The sequence below is a fragment of the Micromonospora sp. NPDC005291 genome (assembly GCF_040607415.1).
Lineage (GTDB): Bacteria > Actinomycetota > Actinomycetes > Mycobacteriales > Micromonosporaceae > Micromonospora.
This window is the reverse complement of record NZ_JBEXGR010000001.1, coordinates 221,825-239,505: the sequence shown is the minus strand read 5'-3', so window position 1 is coordinate 239,505 and position 17,681 is coordinate 221,825. Positions and strand designations below refer to the sequence as shown.

Genomic DNA, 17,681 nt, shown 5'->3' with positions numbered 1-17,681 from the left:
CCCGACCCTGACTTTCGTCAGGTCGCAGGCGCGTCGGTCAGCGGACGTAATCCTCCAGCAGAGCCGGTGTGAGCCCGGCCCGATGGATCGCCTTCAGCGCCCCGAGCAGGTCGTCCATCAGCGCCGGCCGGAAGTGCATGAGTAGCACGTCGCCGGGCTGGACCACCTTCTCCGGGGTCTGGTAGCGCACCTTCCCCTCGTGCACGGTCCCGGTCCAGTGGAAGACCGCTTTCGCGCCGCAGTCGTGCGCGGCCTTCAACGTGGTGGCGTCGTGCTCGCCGAACGGTGGCCGGAACAGGGTCGGTCGCTTGCCGAACAGCGCCTCCAGCTTGTCCGCCGCACCGCAGATCTCGTGCCTCTGGCGGTCGTACGACCGGCCGGCCAGCGAGGTGTGCGTGATGGTGTGGTTCTCGACGACCCCGCCCGCCACCATGATCTGCCGGAAATAGACGTCGTGCTCCTCGGCGGCCGGTGAGTTCAGGAACATCGTGACCGGGATGTGCGCCCGCCAGATGAGGTCGGCCACCTCGGGCGGACGGGCCAGCCCACCGTCGTCGATGGTGATGAAGGCGACCTTCTGGTCGGTCGGCAGGCGGTGCCAGAACGGGGCCGCGCCGGTCGCGGGCAGCGGCACCGGTTGGGGCGGTGGCGCCTCGGGGAAGGTCGGCACCTGGGACACGTACCAGTCCAGGCTCCCGGGCGCGGGCTTCGTCGTCGCGGACGGCGAGGTCGACGGCGCGGCAGGCGAGGCGGACGGGACCGGCTGGGCCGTGGTGATCCGCCGGGCGTGCAACGCGGGGCCGACTGTGCAGGCACTCAGCGCCAGCAGGGCCAGAAGCGGTACGACGGCGAGGATCCGACGAGCAGGGGTCGCTGACACGCCCGGAAACCTACCGAGGTGATCAGGATCCGGTCAGCCCGGTGTTCCCGAAGAGCGCTGGACGACGAAGGCGTCGGGCATCCGGAAGGTGAGATTGTCCGGGTACCAGGGCGGACGGACCACGGTCACCCCGTCCAGCAGCGGTGCGGCCTCGGCCACCACCACGGCCGCCTCCATGCGGGCCAGCACGTCACCGACGCAGCGGTGCGCCCCCGCTCCGAACGCCAGGTGCCGGCGCGATCCGCGCTGGCCCGGTCGGAACTCGTCGGGCGACTCGACGACCGCCGGGTCGCGGCCGGCGCGGCCCAGCCAGAGCACGAGACTGCTGCCCGCCGGCACCGGCGTCCCGCCCAGCGTGGTGTCCGTCGCCGCCACGCGCCGCCAGGTGACGATGGGCGGTTCCAGCCGCAGTCCCTCCTCCACCACGTCGGCCACCGCGACCTCGCCGGTGCGCAGGCCGGCCCGCACCGCGGGCTCGCCGGCCAACCGGTGTAGCAGCAGGGTGAGGAACTGTGAGGTGGTCTCCTGCCCGGCGACCAGCAGGAAGAAGAGCGCGCCGACCACCACGTCCGGCGTGTGCCCGGCCGCGCGCAGCTCGGCCGCCAATCCGCCGCCGGTGGCCGCGAAGTCGCGCAGTATGCGGTGGAACCGGCCCACCTCGGCGGCGAGGGCCAACTGCCGGTCGGCGTCCAGCGGTGCCCAGAACAGCTCCAGCGCGGCGCGGGCGAACTCCTTGACGGCGCCGACCGGCGCGTCCGGCAGCTCGACCAGCCGGGCCAGCACCAGCAGTGGCAGGTCGGCGGCGAGATCCGCGTACAGGTCGACCGGCTCACCGGCGTCGAGCCTGGCGCCGAGCCGGGCGACCCGGTCGCGGACCAGCGCGGTGAGCCAGGGCCGCTGCGCGGCGACCCGGGCGGGGTGCAACGCGTCCGCGACGATCGCCCGGATCTGCGGGTGGCTGGCGCCCGAGTTGTTCGCCAGGGTGGGCGGCAGTCGGAACCGGTGCCCGGCGAGCACCCGCAGCGCCGTCATCGGCATCGGTGTCACCGCGTCCAGCGCGTTGTCCGGCCGGTAGGTGGCCGGGTCGGTGAGGACCTGACGGACCAGCGCGTACCGGGTGATGACCAGGTGTGTGCCGCCGACGTGGTCCGGCACCCGGGCCACGTCCGGCCATGCGGGGTCGGCCACCTGCGCCCAGCTGCGGAACAGCACCCGGACACGCTAGCTGGAGGCCCCCGGCAGCCCCGCCCGCAACCGCCAGACGGTGGTGCGCTTCACCCGGACGCTCTCCAGCGCCTCCGGCACCGGCACGTCGTACGCTGCCAACTCGTCGAAGCGGTCCCGGGGCAGGAACGCGCGGCCGGGGTCACCGACCAGCGCCGGTGCGCCGGCTCGGGCGGCGCGGAGCAGGAACCGCAGCACCCGGCGGGCCATCGCGTCGCTGTAGAAGACGTCGCCGGCGAGCACCACCTCGGCATCCCCGGCGTCGCCGTCGAGGATGTCGCCGAATTCGGCGTCGACGCGTACCCCATTGGCCTCGGCGTTGAGCGCGACCGCCGCCACGGCCAGCTCGTCCACCTCGACGGCCCGCACCGACGCCGCGCCGGCGCGGGCGGCGGCGATGGCCACCAGGCCGGAGCCGGAGGCGAGGTCGAGCACCCGGCGGCCGGCGACCAGCTCCGGGTGGTCGGTCACGTAGCGGGCGAGCGCCTGCCCGCCGGCCCAGGCGAACGCCCAGAACGGCGGCGGCCGGTCGCTGGAGAACTCTCCCTCGGTCAGCTCCCACAACCCGATCGGCTCGTCCGCCTGGTGCAGCCGCACCTCGGGGACGAAGGGGACCGGGGTCAGCCGGGCGTGCAGCCGGACGAACGCGCTGGAGAGCTCGGACACCTGGCGATTCTCTCGTACCGGGCATCCCCGGCGACGCGCGGAGGTGGTCGCCGCTACCCGACACGGTCGAGGAAGTCGGCGATCAGTGGGGCGATCTCCGCCAGGTGCGTCTCCAGGGCGAAGTGGCCGGTGTCGAAGAGGTGCAGGTCGGCATCGGGAACGTCCCGCAGGTAGCTGCGCGCGCCCGGTGCGGGGAAGAACGGATCGTTGCTGCCCCAGGTGATCAGGGTGGGCGGGGTGTGCGTGCGCAGCCACGCCTGCCAGTCGTCGTAGCGCTCGATGTTGCTGTGGTAGTCGAACATCAGCGCCAGGGGGGCGTCCGTGCCGCCGGGCTGGTCGAGGAAGTACTGGTCGAGGGCCCAGCCGTCCGGCGCGACGAGTGCCGGGTCGGGGACGCCCGTCTCGTACTGGCCGCGGGTGCCGGTCGGCGTGAGCACGTCGCGCAGCGCCGCTTCGGCGCCGGGTGTGTCGGCGCGCAGCGCGGTGACGTGCCGGGCGACCTCGGACAGGCCCTCGGCGTAGGCGTTGCCGTTCTGCACCACGAGCCCCGCGATCCACTCGGGGTGTCGTTCGGCCATCCGGAAGCCGACGGGTGCGCCGAAGTCGAAGACGTACATCACGAACCGGTCGAGGCCGAGCCCGCGGACGAAGCCGTCGGTGATGTCGGCGAGCCGGTCGAAGGAGTAGGTGAAGCCTTCGGGGGCCCGGGTGTGCCCGAAGCCCGGGTAGTCGGGGGCGATCAGCCGGTACCGGCTGCCGAGCACGTCGATCAGGCGGCGGAACTGGTGTGAGCCGGAGGGGAGGCCGTGCAGCAGGAGCAGCACGGGCGCGTCGGGACGGTCGGGGACCGACTCGCGGTAGAAGACGGGGACGCCGTCGACCTCCAGGTGGCGGTGGACGACACGGGCGATCGGGTACGCCATCTCTAATGCCTCTCGCTGGGAAGGATGCATTAGATATAACCGCTGCTGGCCTAATGCGTCAAAACGCTCGTGTAGCGTTAGTGGCGTGAGTGATGCCGCACCGTTGATCGGGGAGCCGCTGGCGCTCGACCTGGTGAACACCCGCCAGGCCGACACCGACCTGCTGACCACCCCGGCGGCCCTGCGGGCCTGGCTGGAGCTTCAGGCCACCCGTTTCCCGTCGGCCCGGGAGCTCGCCGAGGCCGCGCTCACCGACGCCGACCTGGCCGCCGTCCGGGAGCTTCGGGAGCACACGGCGAGTGCCCTCGACCACGTCCGGTACGGCACCCGCCCGTCGACCGGCGACCTGGCGGTCATCAACCGGGCGCAGCGCGCCGCCCCCGCCATCGACGAACTGGTCTGGAACGGGCAGGTAGTCACCGCCGTTCGCATCCGTACCGGTCCGGCCGGAGCGCGGCTGGCGGGCTGGCTCGCCGAGGCCGCCGCCGACCTGCTCGCCGACCCGGGCGTGACGAAGATCCGCCAGTGCGAGGCCGACGACTGTGTGCTGCTGTTCCTGCCCGCCCACACCCGGCGGCGTTGGTGCTCGGCGGCCCGCTGCGGCAACCGGGTCCGGGTGGCCCGCCACTACCAGCGCCACCGCTCGAGCGGGGAGAGCGCCGGGTGAGTCGACCGTACGGGTTAGGGGTTCACCACTCTCGGTGAAATCACCCCCCGTCCTTGACGTCCGATGCGAAGACACCCCTCTGTCCGGCCCGCCCGCTTCCTCCTAGCGTTTCCCGAAGGGGACGAGAAGAAGCGAGGTGGTGGTGATCGTGTGGCGGTACGTGCTGCGGCTCGGGGCCCTGGTTGCCGGCGTGACCGGGGCGGTGCTGACCCTGGCCGCACCGGCACAGGCGGCCTTCGCCACCGAGATGAGCGGCCTGCCGGCCCGGTTCACCGCAGGCGACCAGGTGCGGACGATCTCCGCGGTGGTCTCGCAGACGGACCGGCGCGGCGGGTGCGTGAAGGTGCGCTGGTCGATGGTGCTCAGCGTGCAGGGCATCCGACTCGACCAGGTGAAGATGGATCGGGTGGAGGAGACCGGCGACTTCCCGCTGGAGATTCAGACCGAGGGTGACGTGGCCCGGCTGACCGACCGGCAGCTCGACCCGGGCACCCTCTGCCCAGGCCGCACCGTCACGGCCCGCTACCGGGTGGCCTTCGCCGAGGACGTCACCCAGGGGCGGGTCACCCTCGCCGCCGAGGCGTACGACGCGAACCGGCGCCTCCTGGCCCGACAGACCGCCACCCGCTCGGTGGTGGGGGCGGGCGCCACCCCGACCGGTACGCCGAAGCCGACCGCGACACCGGCGGAGCCCAGCGACCCGCCGAGCGGGCCGGCCGAGGGCGAGAGCACGGCGGCGGAGGAACCGATCGGGGACTACCCGGCCGACGCCGCGCCACCGGCGGCTGGCCGCCCGGTCTCGCAGTCCGGCGGGTTCGGTGCCGTGCAGGCCGCGTTCCTGCTCGGCGGGCTGCTGCTCTCGCTCGGGGTGGGGTTGCTGCTGCGGCTGCGACACCTGACCCGGGCCGCGACCAACGAGGCCGAGGACCCGCCGGTGGACCGGCGCTGGGAGCGGCCGGCGCCGGCCGGCCGGTGGCGACCGGCCCGCCGCTGATCGGGGGCCGTGGGAGCCGGCGGAGGTCCGCCGGCCCCCACGGTGTCACTTCGAGAACGCCTGGAACTCGGCGATCCTGACCTGGTCCCGAGCCGGGCTGGCGGTCGCGCAGTCCGTCGTCGTGGCCGGGTCGTCGTCCTGCTCACCGGCGTACTGCGGGCCGCCGGTGCACTGGCTCGCCAGCACCTCCAGCCGCAGATGGGTGGCGAGGGTGGTGGGCACCGCGAACGTCCGCAGGTTGATGTCGCGGCTGTACGCCCGGTACGCCCCGCCCGGGAACGCGTCGCCCGCGCTGGTGTAGATGCGCTGCCAGCGCGCCGGATCCGCGCAGTCGGTCGTCTTCGCGTTGCAGGCGGACACCGCGAACGAGCGCAGCGCGCTGAGCGCGTTCTGACTGCCGGTGTCGGCGTCCCCGGTGATCGCGGGACGCAGCATCGCGCTGACGTTGACTCGCTTGACCGTCTGCGGTGCGTCGCCCGGCAGCGCCACGGTGAGTTGCCGGCCGGCCACGCCGTCCAGGGAGGCCCAGTTCGTCGCCTCGGTGTCGTCGACGATCCGGTCCAGGTTGACCCCGTCGCCACTGATCGTGGCGCCGGACGCGGCGGACGCGAGGTTGCGGCTCATCCGCAGGTCCACGTACCCGTTCTGACCGGCCTTGGCGGCCACGCTGAGCCGCTGGTGCCCGAAGCCGGGGGCCACGGCGAGCAGGTCGTACGTGCCGGCCACCAGCTCCACCGTGTCCGGGATCGGCGTTGCCGGGTCGGTGTCCGCGATCGGCGTCGCCCGCGCCTCGTACGCCCCGACGTACACCCGGATCGGCGCGTCGACGCTGTCGCCGCGCGGGCGCAGGGTGAGCGTCGCGTTGCCACCGCGCGGCGAGGCGAAGCTCGGCGTCGGGTCCGTGTCGCCGGCACCGTTCGTGACGGCATCCCGACCCATCCCGGAGCGGGCGAACTCGGCCCAGATCAGGTCCTGGTTGGCGCCGCCGAAGCGGAGCAGATCGGCGGTGAGCATGTTGTCCCGCATGTCGAGCATGCTGACCTGGCTGGCGGCCTGGAGCAGGAACGAGTCGAAGACCAGTTGCGACCAGCGCCGGTTGCCCGGGCACTGGTCGGCGGCGACCTTCCCCTGCGCACATTCAAGCTGTCGCTGGGGGGTGCCGAGGCCGTACCGCTTGACCAGCGCGGAGCGGACCCGGAAGTTGGTGGCACCCCAGATCTCCCCGTCGGCGTGCACGGCGGGGCCACCGGTGTTGTAGCCGATGTCGGAGTAGTTGAGCGGGCTGCGGCTGAGGTCGTAGTTGCGGATGCCGCTGACCAGGTTGCCGGTGACATAGCCGCCGGTGACGAAGGGCGTCTCACCGGGTGCGCGCAGCCCGTTCTGGAAGAGGTACTCGGCGGCGAGCAGGTCGCCCCACGACTCACCCATCGCCCCGCCCTGGTGGCCGCCGATCCCGCTGTCCGGGCCGGCGATCATCCGGTTGGTGATCGCGTGGGTGTATTCGTGGCCGATCACCGTCATGTCGTAGTCGCCGTCCACGCACGGCGGGTACGGTCCGCCGGCCTGCGGTTGCCACAGGTACATGTTGGTGGTCGGCGGCAGCCCGTCGCGCGGGGTGCCCTGGTTGGCGTTGTTGCGGTTGCCGGACAGTGCGCCCTGCTGGGCGCGGCCCTGCTCGGCGTCACCGCCCAGTCCGGCCGGGGTCAGGTTGACGGCCTGGAGGTTCCACGCCGACTCGGTGAAGCCCAGCTGGTAGGACCAGTCGTGCATCCGGTTGTGCATGGCGAAGAGGTTGGCGATCGACGCGTCCGCGTCGTTGCGCTGCCCGGAGGTGAACACCTCCGGGTTGCACTTCGACTGGTGCCACTGGTCGGTGAACGGGTACTCGTAGCGGCGCTCCGGGCTGGGGGCGGCCGGGACGACCGGGGTGCCCGCACCCCAGGAGAGCACCGTGTTGGCCGAGTTGCCGCGCGAGGTGAAGGTCGGCGTGCCGGTGGCCGCGTCGACATCCCACGGTTGGCCGGTGGCCGGGTCGCGCGAGGCGGCCTGGCAGCCCGGCGCCGGGTCGCCGCACCAGCGCACCCGGGGGTCCTGCCCCGGGCCGAGGTCGCGGGGCGGCGTGGCGGGGAAGACCGCCCAGCTCGGGTTGTCGGAGTCGAAGTCGACGAGATCCTCGCGGACCAGCACCTGCCCGGTGATGCCGTCCACGTAGCTGGTGAACGCCGCCGGGTGGTCGGTGTCCGCGCCGATCACGGTCACCTCGTAGGCGGCTCGCGGCCCGTCCAGCGGGGTGGGTACGGCCACCGCCCGGACGGTGTGGTCGGCCACCGCGCTGGCGGCCAGCTTGACGTCGGCGAGCGCGGCGGCGTACGCCTGCTCCGCGGTGCGGGTGGCCGGTGCGGGCGCACTGGTGTCGCGGGCCAGCGAGGAGCTGACCGAGAGCACCGCGCCGTTGGCGACCGCGAGAGTGACCAGGCCGTCCGGCCCGGCCGGCAGGTCGCCGAAGCGCTGCCGCAGGGTGACCACGGCACCGCTGCCGATCGGCCGGACCAGCACCCGTTCCATGCTGGCCACCGTGGCGGCGTCCATTCCGAACAGGTCGCGGTTGCCGCTCAGGTAGGCGCGGGCCGCGGCCTCCGGGTCGGAGGACAGCCCGGTGGCCAGCGGGGTGCGGCCGGGGCCGAGCGACTGCGGGGTGCCGAGCCGGTTCCACCGGACGTCGGGGTCGGCGGCGCGGGCCAGGCCGCGCTGGCGGGCGTCGGGTGCCGCCGTACCGGTGCGGTTGTCGGCGTCGGCGGGCTCGTGCCCCTCGGCGAACGGTCCGGACCGGCGCTCGGCGGACGCTGCGCTGCCGGTGGGGGCCGCGGTGCTCACGCCGGTGGGGAGTAGCGCGGCGACCGTCGCCGTCGTCGCCAGGACGGCGATGAGCCGGCGTCGACGCCGGCTCATCGGGGGTGACCACTCCGGTTGTGGCACGGGACCTCCTCGTGGGAGCGGGATGGCCGGCGGTCGCCGGCCGACGCTGCGCGGTAACGCATGCGCATCTGTGGATATCAGCCGGTCGTGACGGCGGCAAGGCCTGGAGGGCGCCGACGCGCCAACAGATCGAAATAAGCCCGACGTTGCCCTTCGCCGGCCTCGCCCTCTGGCGGGCCGGTGGCGGTGCCTGGGCCTGGTGGCTACGCGGTGCCCTGGCTGTCCGCAGACGACTCCGCGGAATGCGGGCCAGTGCCCCTGACGGTGAAGGCCCGCGCTGGGAGAGCCGCCGAGGCCCGAGCGGTGCCGTGGACCGAGCGGCCAACGTCCACCGCCGCAGGTGACGACGCGCGTGCTCAGTCGCCCGGCACGCGGCGCGTGCTCAGTCGCCCGGCACGCGGCGCGTGCTCAGTTGTCCGGCACGCGGCGCGTGCTCAGTCGCCCGGCACGCGGCGCGTGCTCAGTTGTCCGGCACGCGGCGCGTGCTCAGTCGCCCGGCACGACGCGCGTGCTCAGTCGCCCGGCGCCCAGTCCGGGTCGCGGCCGAAGGCGGCCAGCAGACGGTCCTGCTCGTCGGCGTCGTCGGACACCCGTACCCCGGTCTGGACCAGGTTGTTGCGCCGGTAGGCGTCGATCTGGCCGGCGAACCATTGGGTGGCCGCGTGCACCGCGTCCGGGTCTAGCCGCGGCTGCACCCCAATCGCCACCGCCACGTCCCAGCCGTGCACGAGGTGCTCGGCGAGGAGCTGCTGGAGGTACTCCGCCGCCGGGGCGTCGCCACCGGAGAGGTGCACGGTGCGGTCGATCGAGCCCGGATGGGTGGCGGCGATCTCGGCCTGCGCGGCCGCCTCCCGCGCCGCCGCGATCGGGTCGGCGCCGAGCAGGTCGCCGTCGAGCCGGTCGCCGACCTCGTCGATGGTCCGGCCGGCGAGCAGCGGGACGCTCCACCGGTCCTCACTCACCACGTGGTTGACCAGCGCGCGCACGTCCCAGTCCGGGCAGGGTGTCGGGTCGGACCACTGGCCGGGCTCGACCTGGTCCACCCGGTCGATGAACTCGGCCAGGCTCCGGCGGTACGCCTCCAGCAGATCCATGCTGCCGATTGTTCCGGTCGGCGGGGCGGGCGGAGCCGTTTTGCCCGGCCTGGTGTGGGGGATCGGTGACTGGCCGCCCGGCTCAGTCCAGGTCGGCCAGGTCGAGGCCGAGCTCCCGGGCGGTGACCAGCCGGACCCACTCGCCGAACTGCCGGCGAGAGATCACCCGGTCGTGCACGGCGAGTTGTACGGCAAGGCCGTCCATCACCGCGCTGATCCGCCAGGCGGCCCCGTCCGGGTCGGCGCACTGGAAGGTGCCCTCGGCCACCCCGGCGGAGATCACCGCGGCCAGGTCCTGTCGCCAGCGCAGATCGAGCCGGCGGGAGACCTTCTCCAGCTCGGGGGTACGCAGCGACTCGGACCAGCCGTCGATCCACATTGACCAGGAGGTTGCCCGCCCGGCCGGGGTGTAGAGCTTGAGGATCCGGCGTAGCTTGGTCAGCGGTGGGGCCGAGGAGCGGGTCACGGCGTCCAACCGGGCCAGATCCTGCTCGACGGCGTACGCGAAAGCCTGCGCGAGCAGCCGGTCCTTGGTGGCGAAGTGGTAGAAAACCAACGCCTGACTCACGCCGGCGGCCTGCGCCACGTCCGCTGTCCGGGTGTTGGCCAGCCCGCGCTCCACAATTACGTCACAGGCGGTGCGCAGCAGGGCATCCAGGCGGATCTCGGCCGCACGTCTCGTCACGACCGTTACCGTAACCCATCCGACTGAACACGAACAGTTACCGCTACCGTCCGATCCGCGACGCGACAGTCGGAAGCCGGACACTTCCTCGGGGTGCCGTGGATCGTTCTCCTGGGAGCGTTCGTCGAGGTCGGCTACCACTGGCCGGAGCGCGGAGAGGTCGACCGGCCGGCGTCCGGCGCCGGGCTGGTGATCATGAACCGGCGATGCCGGAGTGTGACGTCAACAGCAGGTCGGGGACACCAGGCCAGCCCCCTAGGAAGCCCGCCGACGGTGACCCCGATCCTGCCCCTTCCTCGGTGGGACGCGCCGAGGCGACCCCGAGTTGGCAGTCGTTCACCGGCTCGGCTAAAGTTCTCATCCGTCACCCGGGAACGTCCGGGGGCGTGCGGACGTAGCGCAGCTGGTAGCGCATCACCTTGCCAAGGTGAGGGTCGCGGGTTCGAATCCCGTCGTCCGCTCGGAGCTGCCGCCACGTAATGACGGGGGCAACCTCGGTGGGGTGGCCGAGAGGCGAGGCAACGGCCTGCAAAGCCGTGTACGCGGGTTCAAATCCCGTCCCCACCTCGGCAACAAGCACGGGCGATTGGCGCAGTGGGAGCGCGCTTCCTTGACACGGAAGAGGTCACTGGTTCAAACCCAGTATCGCCCACCAGTTGGATGAGCAGGTCGACGGCTCGTTACCGGATCTCCGGTGGCGAGCCGTTTCGCTTGTGTCGTCCGGGCGCGGACTGGTCCCCCTGGGCGCGGCCTCAGGTCACGCTGAGCCGGTAACCGATCCCGCGTACGGTGTGCACGCTCAGGGTGTCATCGGCCGCGCGCAGTTTGCGGCGTAACCGCTTCACGGCCGAGTGCAGGATCGACGTGTCGCCGAGGTACGCACAGCCCCAGACCGACTCGAAGAGCCTCTCGTACGTCCAGACTCCGACCGGTGGAGTGGCGAGCTGGGTGAGCAGGTTGCGTTCGAGGCGGGTCAGGGCCAGCGGCTGTCCGCGCCAGGTCACCAGATGGTCGAGCGGATCGATGTCGAGGTCGCGGATGCTGATCCGACCGGCGACGGGGATGCCGGCTGGTGGAGCGGCGGCCGGAGTGGTCGCGGGGCCGAGGAGCGGGGCTGGTGCGCCGATCATGGGCGGGCCGATCATCGCCTGCAGCTCTGCGAGGTCGGTGCAGATCACCAGGGTGCCGAGCCCGTTCAGCCGTCGGACCATTCGTTCACGCACCGATACGTCAGCGCTAACGCAGAACACGAGAGAAACGTCTTGGACCACTGCTCTCCTTCACCAGGCGCCACGTGAAAGACAACGCTGTCTGACCCCCATAGTCAATGGTTTGGTCAGGCCGGCCATCGCCTCGCGGACCGGTTCAGAAGGTCAAGTTTCGGCACCTGTGACCGGCGGTACTTTGTCGATCGTTCCAGATAGCGGGTAGCGTTCAGGCATGGCACGTACCCGTGAGTTCGACCTCGACGCCGCGGTCACCGCCGCCATGGACGTGTTCCGGAGCAAGGGCTACGAGGGCACCTCCATGCGCGACCTCTCGGAGGCGACCGGTCTGGGCAGCGGCTCGATCTACGCCGCGTTCGGCAGCAAGGACGGCCTCTACCTGGCGGTGCTCGACCTGTACCGGCAGCGCTACGCCGCACCGATGGTCGACCTGCTGCGCTCGGGCAACGACGCGCGAGCGGTCATCCGCGAGGTGTTCGTCGGCACGGTGGACGACGTCACCGGCGACGGTCGGCACCTCTCCTGCCTCATCGTCGGGGCGTCGATGGAACGGGCGCACCAGGACGTGCGGGTCGCCGAGCGGCTTCGCTCGACCACCCAGTCCCTGGAGTCGGCGCTCTACGACCTGCTCGCCGAGGCGCAGCTGCGGGGCCAGATCCCCGCCGACCGCAGTGCCAGTGACCTGGCCGGCTTCCTGGTGACCAGCCTCCAGGGTCTGCGGGTGATGGGTGCCATCAGCCCGGACCGAGCCGCGCTGACGCGCTACGCCGAGGTCGCGCTCACCTGCCTGGGCTGACCGCACGACCAGGTAGGGGTACGCGGCCGGCTGGTCATCGACTTCTGACGCCGTCAGCGGCACCGGAGCGCGCTGGCGCACCACGGCCTACCCGGTCGCGGAGAGCAGCGCCTCGGCGAGGTCGGTGCGGGCGCTGAGGAGCGTCCGGCCCCGCCGGTGGGTCACCACCAGACCCGCCGCGCGCAACGCGGTGAGGTGCTGGGAGACCCCGCCGGGCGACATCTCGCTACGCCGGGCCAGCTCGGTGGTGCTCACCGGCGAGGTCAACTCGGTGAGCAGCCGGGCCCGCCCGCGGCCGAGCACGGCCGCCAGCGCTTCCGGGACGCCGTTCGGGCGCTCCCAGAGGGTGCCGAGCCCACGGGCGGGATAGGCGAGCTGCGGCGCGTCCCCGGCGGACACGCTCAGCACCGACGGCCAGACGAAGACCGACGGGACCAGCACCAGGCCCGGGCCGTCCGCGACGTCCGGGGCCAGGCAGTGCCGCTGCGCGACGAGCAGGGTGTCGGCCTCCCACCGGACCTGGTGGTGCAGGTCGTTGAGGAGCACCGCCGCGCCGTCCTCCGCCAGCAGGCGGGCGCGGGCGGTGACATCCGCGTCGAGCAGCAGCCGCAGCCGTGGCCAGTCCGGGGCGAGGGCGATCCGCCAGTACGCCTCGATCTCATCGGTCAGTCGGCGCAGCCCGGCCGGCGGGTCGGCGTAGAGGGCGGCGAGTGCCGGCGTGCGCTCGCCCGGGTACAGGTCCAGGTGCGCGCGGACGAGGCCGGCCGGGGTGGCCCGCAGGGCGGTCAGTTCGGCCGCCAGGTCCGGGATGAGGCCGGTGGGCGGCGGGGTGAGGAAATCGGCCAGGTAGCCGTGCGGGGCCGGCACCAGTTGCCAGAGCAGCCCGCCGTCCGGGCCGACCAACCCGGCCTCGACCAGCGGTGGACGGACCCGGCGTACCCAGGGCAGGTGGACCGCGTGGTCCCCGGGGTCGCGCAGCACCCGGACGCTCGCGACGGCCTCCCACAGGCAGGAGACGGCGAACCGGATGCGGGCGACGGCACCCGCCGACAGGCTGATGGCGACCACGGCACCCCCGGTGGATTCAGCTGGGACTGAAACATTACCGCCGGGGTCGTGGCCAGCCGAGACTTGCCGGGTGAGCGAACACCACACCCGAGCTGAACTGTTCCGATCCCTACACATCCCCGGGTCACCGTTGGTCCTGGTCAACGCCTGGGATGCCGCGAGCGCCCGCATCGTGGCGGCCGCCGGCGCCCGCGCGGTGGCCACCACCAGCGCCGGTGTCGCCTGGAGCCTGGGTGTACCCGACGGCGACGTCCTCGGCCGCGACGCGGCCGTCGACCTGGTCGGCCGGGTTACCGCCTCGGTGTCGCTGCCGGTCACCGCGGACATCGAGTCCGGGTACGGTGCGACACCGGAGGAGGTCGGCGTGACCACCCGCGCGGTGCTCGATGCCGGTGCCGTCGGCGTGAACGTCGAGGACGCCCGACGTGAGGCCGGCGCGCCGTTGCGCGACGTGGCCGACCAGTGTGCCCGGATCCGCGCGGTGCGGGGCGCGGCCGACGCGGCAGGGCTGCCGCTCTACGTCAACGCCCGGATCGACACGTTCCTCAGCGGCGCTGAGGACGTCGACGAGACCGTCGCCCGGGCCACCGCCTATCTCGCGGCCGGCGCGGACGGCATCTTCGTGCCCGGTGTGGTCGACCCGGTGGCGATCCGCGCGCTGGTGCAGGCGGTGCCGGCGCCGCTGAACGTGCTCGCCGGCCCGGGTGCGCCTTCGGTGGGGGAGTTGGCCCGGCTGGGGGTGGCGCGGGTGAGCCTCGGCTCGTCGGTCGCGGAGGCCGCGTACGCGGTTGCCCGCCGCGCGGCGGACGAGGCGCTCGGTGCGGGCACGTACGGCGCGCTGGCGAACGCCCTCGACTACGGCACGCTCAACGCGCTGATGCGGTGAGCACTGCGGGCTGCGCCGTGCTCGGAGCCTCCTGCGGCGTGCACGGGTGCGACGGGCCGGCCACCCTCATCGAGGTGGCCGGCCCGAGATCGCGTGATCCGCTGGCGATGGACGCTGGTCGTGTCACAGCGGCGGAGCGATGTCCCGCCGCTCCTCGACCTGCCGGTATTCCACCGGCTGCTCGGTGGTGGTGACCACCTGGCGGCGGCGACCCCAGATCAGCGTGGTCATGATCAGGCCGAGCACGCCGGCCCCCATCAGAATCCAGCCGACCACGTCGAGGTTGATGCCGCCGACGCTCGCGTCGAGCGCGAAGGTGAGGATCGCGCCGAGCGCGATCAGGAAGATGCTGGTGCCGATACCCACGACAGCCTCCTTAAGGGGGATGGGGGTGCGCTGTCGAGGTTCTTCATTACCCCACTGTCGACCAGCGCAATCGCGACCGCCGCAGGGTGCCGGGCCAAGCGATCTTGGCATCGGGTAGAGTTCACCTGTCGCCGACGCTTGTCGGGGACGTGCGGACGTAGCGCAGCTGGTAGCGCATCACCTTGCCAAGGTGAGGGTCGCGGGTTCGAATCCCGTCGTCCGCTCGCGATCTGCCCTGAGGGCCTGGCTTCCGGGTCGGGCGGTCACCACGGGCGATTGGCGCAGTGGGAGCGCGCTTCCCTGACACGGAAGAGGTCACTGGTTCAAACCCAGTATCGCCCACCAGAAAAGACGGCTCGTTACCGGAGACCCGGTGACGAGCCGTTCCCGTTCACAATCCGGTGGCGGTCCTCGTCGGCCGTTGCGAGACTCTGACCTGTGCGAGAGCCGGACCGCTTCCGAACCGCCGTGCACACGTGGGCCGCCGGCGGCGCGGACGCCGCGGCAGCTGCCACAGTGGCCCGTGAACTGGCCGGCGACCTGCGTGTGGTCGTGCTCGTCGAGGGGTTCAGCGATCAGTGTGCGGTGGAGACGCTGGCCGAGCGGCGTGACCGCGACCTGGCCGGCGAGGGCGTGTGCGTCGTCCCGATCGGTGGCGCGATGGGTGTCGCTCGCTACCTGCGGCTCTTCGGGGCGCAAGGGCTGGCGCTGACCGTACGAGGGCTCTGCGACGAGGCCGAGGAGGGCTTCTTCCGGCGGGGGCTGGAGCAGGCCGGCTTCGGCACCGGCCTGTCCCGCTCGACGATGCAGGCGCTCGGCTTCCACGTGTGCGTGACCGACCTGGAGGACGAGCTGATCCGTGCGCTCGGCAGCTCCGGCGTCGAGCGGGTCATCGCCGCCGAGCGGGATCTGGCCAGGTTCCGGATCTTCCAGAACCAGCCCGCGCAGCGCGGGCGGCCGATCGAGCGGCAACTACGCCGCTTCATGGGCACGATGAGCGGCCGTAAGGCCCGCTACGCCCGAGCGCTCGTGCGCGCCCTCGACCCGAGCGGCTTTCCGCGGCCGTTGGACCAGCTGCTCACCTGACGGTTCTGCCACGGGCAGATCCGCTACCGGTGAACAGGGGCGTCGTCTGCCGTCCCGTGCCGGCAGGGTGGAGCGCATGAGACTGCTGGTGTTGGGCGGGACGGGTTTCGTGGGTGGGGCGACGGTCACCGAGGCGGTCCGCCGTGGCTGGTCGGTGACCGTGTTCAACCGGGGGATGCACGGCACGGTCCCGCCCGGCGTCCAGCGGTTGCGAGGTGACCGGACGGCGCCGGACGGCCTGGCGGCGCTGGCCGGCGGCGAATGGGACCTGGTGGTCGACACCTGGGACAGTGCCCCGCGGGCGGTCCGGGACGCGGCTCGCGCGCTGGTCGGTGCGGTCCCGCACTACGCCTACATCTCCAGCGGCTCGGTCTACGCCCTGCCGGTGCCGCCGCAGGTCGGCGAGGACGCGCCCACTGTGGACACGGCTGCCGCCGATGCCACCGGGGGAGACTACGCGGAGTGCAAGGCGGGCGGGGAACTGGCCGCGACGGAGGTCTTCGGCGAGCGGGCGCTGCTGGTGCGCGCCGGGCTGATCCTCGGGCCGGGGGAGGACATCGGCCGGCTGCCCTGGTGGTTGCAGCGGGTGGCCCGAGGCGGGGACGTGCTCGCGCCCGGCCCGGCGGATCTGCCCGTGCAGTACATCGACGTGCGCGACCTGGCCGCATGGACGCTGGACCGCGCCGCCGAGGGGGTCGGCGGTGCGTTCAACGTGATCAGCCAACCGGGGCACACCACGATGGGTGAGCTGCTCGAAGCGGTCGTGGCGGTGACCGGCTCCGACGCCCGGTTGCGCTGGACCGACCCGGCGCCGATCCTGGCCGCGGGCGTGGTCCCGTGGAACGACCTGCCCATCTGGGTTCCGAAGGGTCACGAGTTCCGGTGGATGCAGGAGCGGGGGGTGCAGAAGGCGTACGCGGCGGGGCTGACCTGCCGCCCGGTGGCCGACACCGCCGCCGACACCTGGCGCTGGCTGCGCGCGGTGGGGTCGGTGCCGCCGCGCGCCGGTCGGCCGGCCCGGGAGCCGGTGGGGCTGGACGCCGCCCGGGAGGCGGAGCTGCTCATGGCCTGAACGGGGCGTTCGCCGTCGACGGTGTGAGGTGCCGGCTCAGCTCCGCACCACCGGCAGGTCCAGCACCTCGGCTACGCCCCGCCGGGGGGTCGGCCGGCCCGGTTGGCCGTACCCGATCCGCAGCACCATCTGCGGCGTGCCGAACCGCCCCAGTGACAGCCGCAGCTGCTCCCGTGCGGTGGGCACCTCGATCGGCTGGGAGAGCATCGACACGCTGAGCCCGGCATCGGTGGCGGTGAGCAGCAGCCGCTGCAGGGCCTGGCCGGCGATCACCTGGTCCACGGCGGTGTTGCCCACCGAGCCGAGCACCCCCACCAGGGGTTCCGGCTCGAAGTCCCGCCCCGAGGCCCGGTCACGCCCACCGAAGCCACGCGTCGGCAGCAGGTCCTGCGGCTCACCCTGGGGGCCGCCGGCCGAGGCGGGTACGCCGTCCGGCGCGGGCTCCCGGCGCAGCCACCGCTCGCGCTCCGCCCGGTACGCGGGGTCCCGCTCCAGCACCCGGTGCGCGCTGCGGGCGATCTCGCCGAACGCGGAGACCGCGCTCACCCCGATCAGCAGCTCCAACCAGCACTGCTCGGCACGGGCCGCCTCGCCGAGCCGCCACCGGGCGTCGGCCGGCACCGGGTCGGGCCAGAACGGCATCCGGTTGCTGAACCGGCGGGGGATGGCCGCGTACAGGCTCTGCTCGGCGGGGGAGGGTCGGCACGGGATGTCCGGCACCAGCCGGGCCAGCAGGTCCGGCTCGGCCGGGTCGGGCCGGAGCCGCACCCGGGCCGGGACGCCGGCCACGGCCAGGGCCATCCGCAGGTTGAACAGCGCCGCGCCGCAGGCGATCCGGACACCCCAGCCGCTCGGGTCGGTCGCCGGCAGCCGGCGGGTCGGGTCGGCCAGCACCTCGATGCCGCCGTCGCGCAGCCGCAGCCGCCACGGCTGGGTGTTGTGCAACGACGGTGCCCGGACCGCGTCCACGGCGGCGGCCCGCAGGTGGTCCGCGGTATAGCCGACGATGTCCATGGCGGTGCTCCCTTCGCGGTGGGCCGGCGGCGGAGAACGCCGCGACCGCTGGCCACCC

17 protein-coding genes and 5 tRNA genes are annotated in these 17,681 nt (G+C 73.0%); 11 read left to right on the top strand and 11 right to left on the bottom strand.

From position 1 onward, the window contains the following. Positions 1 to 37: 37 nt before the first annotated feature. The 4 genes from ABZT18_RS01035 to ABZT18_RS01020 are packed head-to-tail and all read right to left on the bottom strand — an operon-like array spanning position 38 to position 3,693. Positions 38 to 880 carry a polysaccharide deacetylase family protein gene (locus ABZT18_RS01035; RefSeq protein ID WP_355250112.1) on the bottom strand — a complete coding sequence of 281 codons (843 nt, stop codon included), beginning with the start codon at positions 878 to 880 and terminating at the stop codon, positions 38 to 40. Positions 881 to 913: 33 nt separating this feature from the next. Then, positions 914 to 2,092, bottom strand: a complete 1,179-nt coding sequence (locus tag ABZT18_RS01030; protein WP_355250109.1) for a cytochrome P450 — start codon at positions 2,090 to 2,092, stop codon at positions 914 to 916. Positions 2,093 to 2,101: 9 nt separating this feature from the next. After that, positions 2,102 to 2,770 (bottom strand): 50S ribosomal protein L11 methyltransferase, encoded by a 669-nt coding sequence (locus ABZT18_RS01025; protein WP_355167136.1) that lies wholly within the window; start codon positions 2,768 to 2,770, stop codon positions 2,102 to 2,104. Positions 2,771 to 2,823: 53 nt separating this feature from the next. Continuing rightward, positions 2,824 to 3,693 carry an alpha/beta hydrolase gene (locus ABZT18_RS01020; protein ID WP_355250106.1) on the bottom strand — a complete coding sequence of 290 codons (870 nt, stop codon included), beginning with the start codon at positions 3,691 to 3,693 and terminating at the stop codon, positions 2,824 to 2,826. A gap of 85 nt (positions 3,694 to 3,778) precedes the next feature. Between ABZT18_RS01020 and ABZT18_RS01015 the strand changes: the two genes are divergently transcribed. Together ABZT18_RS01015 and ABZT18_RS01010 are read left to right on the top strand one after the other, a co-directional pair. Further along, a complete protein-coding gene (locus ABZT18_RS01015; RefSeq protein ID WP_355250103.1) occupies positions 3,779 to 4,360 on the top strand; it encodes a CGNR zinc finger domain-containing protein in 582 nt (193 codons plus the stop codon). A 136-nt stretch (positions 4,361 to 4,496) separates the two neighbouring features. Then, positions 4,497 to 5,354, top strand: a complete 858-nt coding sequence (locus tag ABZT18_RS01010) for a hypothetical protein (RefSeq protein ID WP_354993413.1) — start codon at positions 4,497 to 4,499, stop codon at positions 5,352 to 5,354. Positions 5,355 to 5,399: 45 nt separating this feature from the next. On the opposite strand, the gene ABZT18_RS01005 is transcribed toward ABZT18_RS01010, so the two are convergent. From ABZT18_RS01005 to ABZT18_RS00995, 3 genes are all read right to left on the bottom strand, one after another. Continuing rightward, positions 5,400 to 8,330 carry a M36 family metallopeptidase gene (locus ABZT18_RS01005; protein WP_355250100.1) on the bottom strand — a complete coding sequence of 977 codons (2,931 nt, stop codon included), beginning with the start codon at positions 8,328 to 8,330 and terminating at the stop codon, positions 5,400 to 5,402. Between the two features lie 512 nt (positions 8,331 to 8,842). Continuing rightward, positions 8,843 to 9,424 (bottom strand): TIGR03086 family metal-binding protein, encoded by a 582-nt coding sequence (locus tag ABZT18_RS01000; RefSeq protein ID WP_354993415.1) that lies wholly within the window; start codon positions 9,422 to 9,424, stop codon positions 8,843 to 8,845. A gap of 82 nt (positions 9,425 to 9,506) precedes the next feature. Then, positions 9,507 to 10,109: a TetR/AcrR family transcriptional regulator gene (locus tag ABZT18_RS00995; protein ID WP_354993416.1), complete on the bottom strand. Its 603-nt coding sequence runs from the start codon at positions 10,107 to 10,109 to the stop codon at positions 9,507 to 9,509. Between the two features lie 388 nt (positions 10,110 to 10,497). On the opposite strand from ABZT18_RS00995, the gene ABZT18_RS00990 reads away from it, so the two are divergent. The 3 genes from ABZT18_RS00990 (at position 10,498) to ABZT18_RS00980 (ending at position 10,764) form a co-directional block, all read left to right on the top strand. Beyond that, positions 10,498 to 10,570: transfer RNA gene (locus tag ABZT18_RS00990), tRNA-Gly, on the top strand. Positions 10,571 to 10,605: 35 nt separating this feature from the next. Continuing rightward, positions 10,606 to 10,676, top strand: a tRNA-Cys gene (locus ABZT18_RS00985). Positions 10,677 to 10,689: 13 nt separating this feature from the next. Beyond that, positions 10,690 to 10,764, top strand: a tRNA-Val gene (locus ABZT18_RS00980). A 97-nt stretch (positions 10,765 to 10,861) separates the two neighbouring features. Here ABZT18_RS00980 and ABZT18_RS00975 read toward each other — a convergent pair. Continuing rightward, the gene (locus tag ABZT18_RS00975; protein WP_354993417.1) at positions 10,862 to 11,320 is read right to left on the bottom strand and encodes a winged helix-turn-helix domain-containing protein; all 459 of its coding nucleotides are present in this window, start codon (positions 11,318 to 11,320) and stop codon (positions 10,862 to 10,864) included. Positions 11,321 to 11,549: 229 nt separating this feature from the next. On the opposite strand from ABZT18_RS00975, the gene ABZT18_RS00970 reads away from it, so the two are divergent. Next, positions 11,550 to 12,131 carry a TetR/AcrR family transcriptional regulator gene (locus tag ABZT18_RS00970; protein ID WP_354993418.1) on the top strand — a complete coding sequence of 194 codons (582 nt, stop codon included), beginning with the start codon at positions 11,550 to 11,552 and terminating at the stop codon, positions 12,129 to 12,131. A gap of 87 nt (positions 12,132 to 12,218) precedes the next feature. Here the strand turns inward: ABZT18_RS00970 and ABZT18_RS00965 are convergent, their stop codons facing one another. Beyond that, positions 12,219 to 13,199, bottom strand: coding sequence for a DUF5937 family protein (locus tag ABZT18_RS00965; RefSeq protein WP_354993419.1), 981 nt, complete (start codon positions 13,197 to 13,199; stop codon positions 12,219 to 12,221). A 70-nt stretch (positions 13,200 to 13,269) separates the two neighbouring features. Between ABZT18_RS00965 and ABZT18_RS00960 the strand changes: the two genes are divergently transcribed. Further along, positions 13,270 to 14,085, top strand: a complete 816-nt coding sequence (locus ABZT18_RS00960; RefSeq protein WP_355250097.1) for an isocitrate lyase/phosphoenolpyruvate mutase family protein — start codon at positions 13,270 to 13,272, stop codon at positions 14,083 to 14,085. 123 nt (positions 14,086 to 14,208) lie between these two features. Here ABZT18_RS00960 and ABZT18_RS00955 read toward each other — a convergent pair whose 3' ends face one another. After that, positions 14,209 to 14,451 (bottom strand): DUF6458 family protein, encoded by a 243-nt coding sequence (locus ABZT18_RS00955; RefSeq protein WP_091400768.1) that lies wholly within the window; start codon positions 14,449 to 14,451, stop codon positions 14,209 to 14,211. 151 nt (positions 14,452 to 14,602) lie between these two features. Here ABZT18_RS00955 and ABZT18_RS00950 point away from each other — a divergent pair. The 4 genes from ABZT18_RS00950 (at position 14,603) to ABZT18_RS00935 (ending at position 16,609) form a co-directional block, all read left to right on the top strand. Continuing rightward, positions 14,603 to 14,675, top strand: a tRNA-Gly gene (locus tag ABZT18_RS00950). Positions 14,676 to 14,721: 46 nt separating this feature from the next. Then, positions 14,722 to 14,796 (top strand) — tRNA-Val (locus ABZT18_RS00945). Between the two features lie 93 nt (positions 14,797 to 14,889). Continuing rightward, complete coding sequence (locus ABZT18_RS00940) at positions 14,890 to 15,537, top strand: TOPRIM nucleotidyl transferase/hydrolase domain-containing protein (RefSeq protein WP_355250094.1); 648 nt, start codon at positions 14,890 to 14,892, stop codon at positions 15,535 to 15,537. 76 nt (positions 15,538 to 15,613) lie between these two features. Beyond that, entirely contained in the window at positions 15,614 to 16,609 is a 996-nt protein-coding gene (locus ABZT18_RS00935) for an NAD-dependent epimerase/dehydratase family protein (RefSeq protein ID WP_355250092.1), read from the top strand. 36 nt (positions 16,610 to 16,645) lie between these two features. Here the strand turns inward: ABZT18_RS00935 and ABZT18_RS00930 are convergent, their stop codons facing one another. Then, complete coding sequence (locus ABZT18_RS00930) at positions 16,646 to 17,623, bottom strand: nitroreductase (RefSeq protein WP_355250090.1); 978 nt, start codon at positions 17,621 to 17,623, stop codon at positions 16,646 to 16,648. Positions 17,624 to 17,681 lie beyond the last annotated feature (58 nt).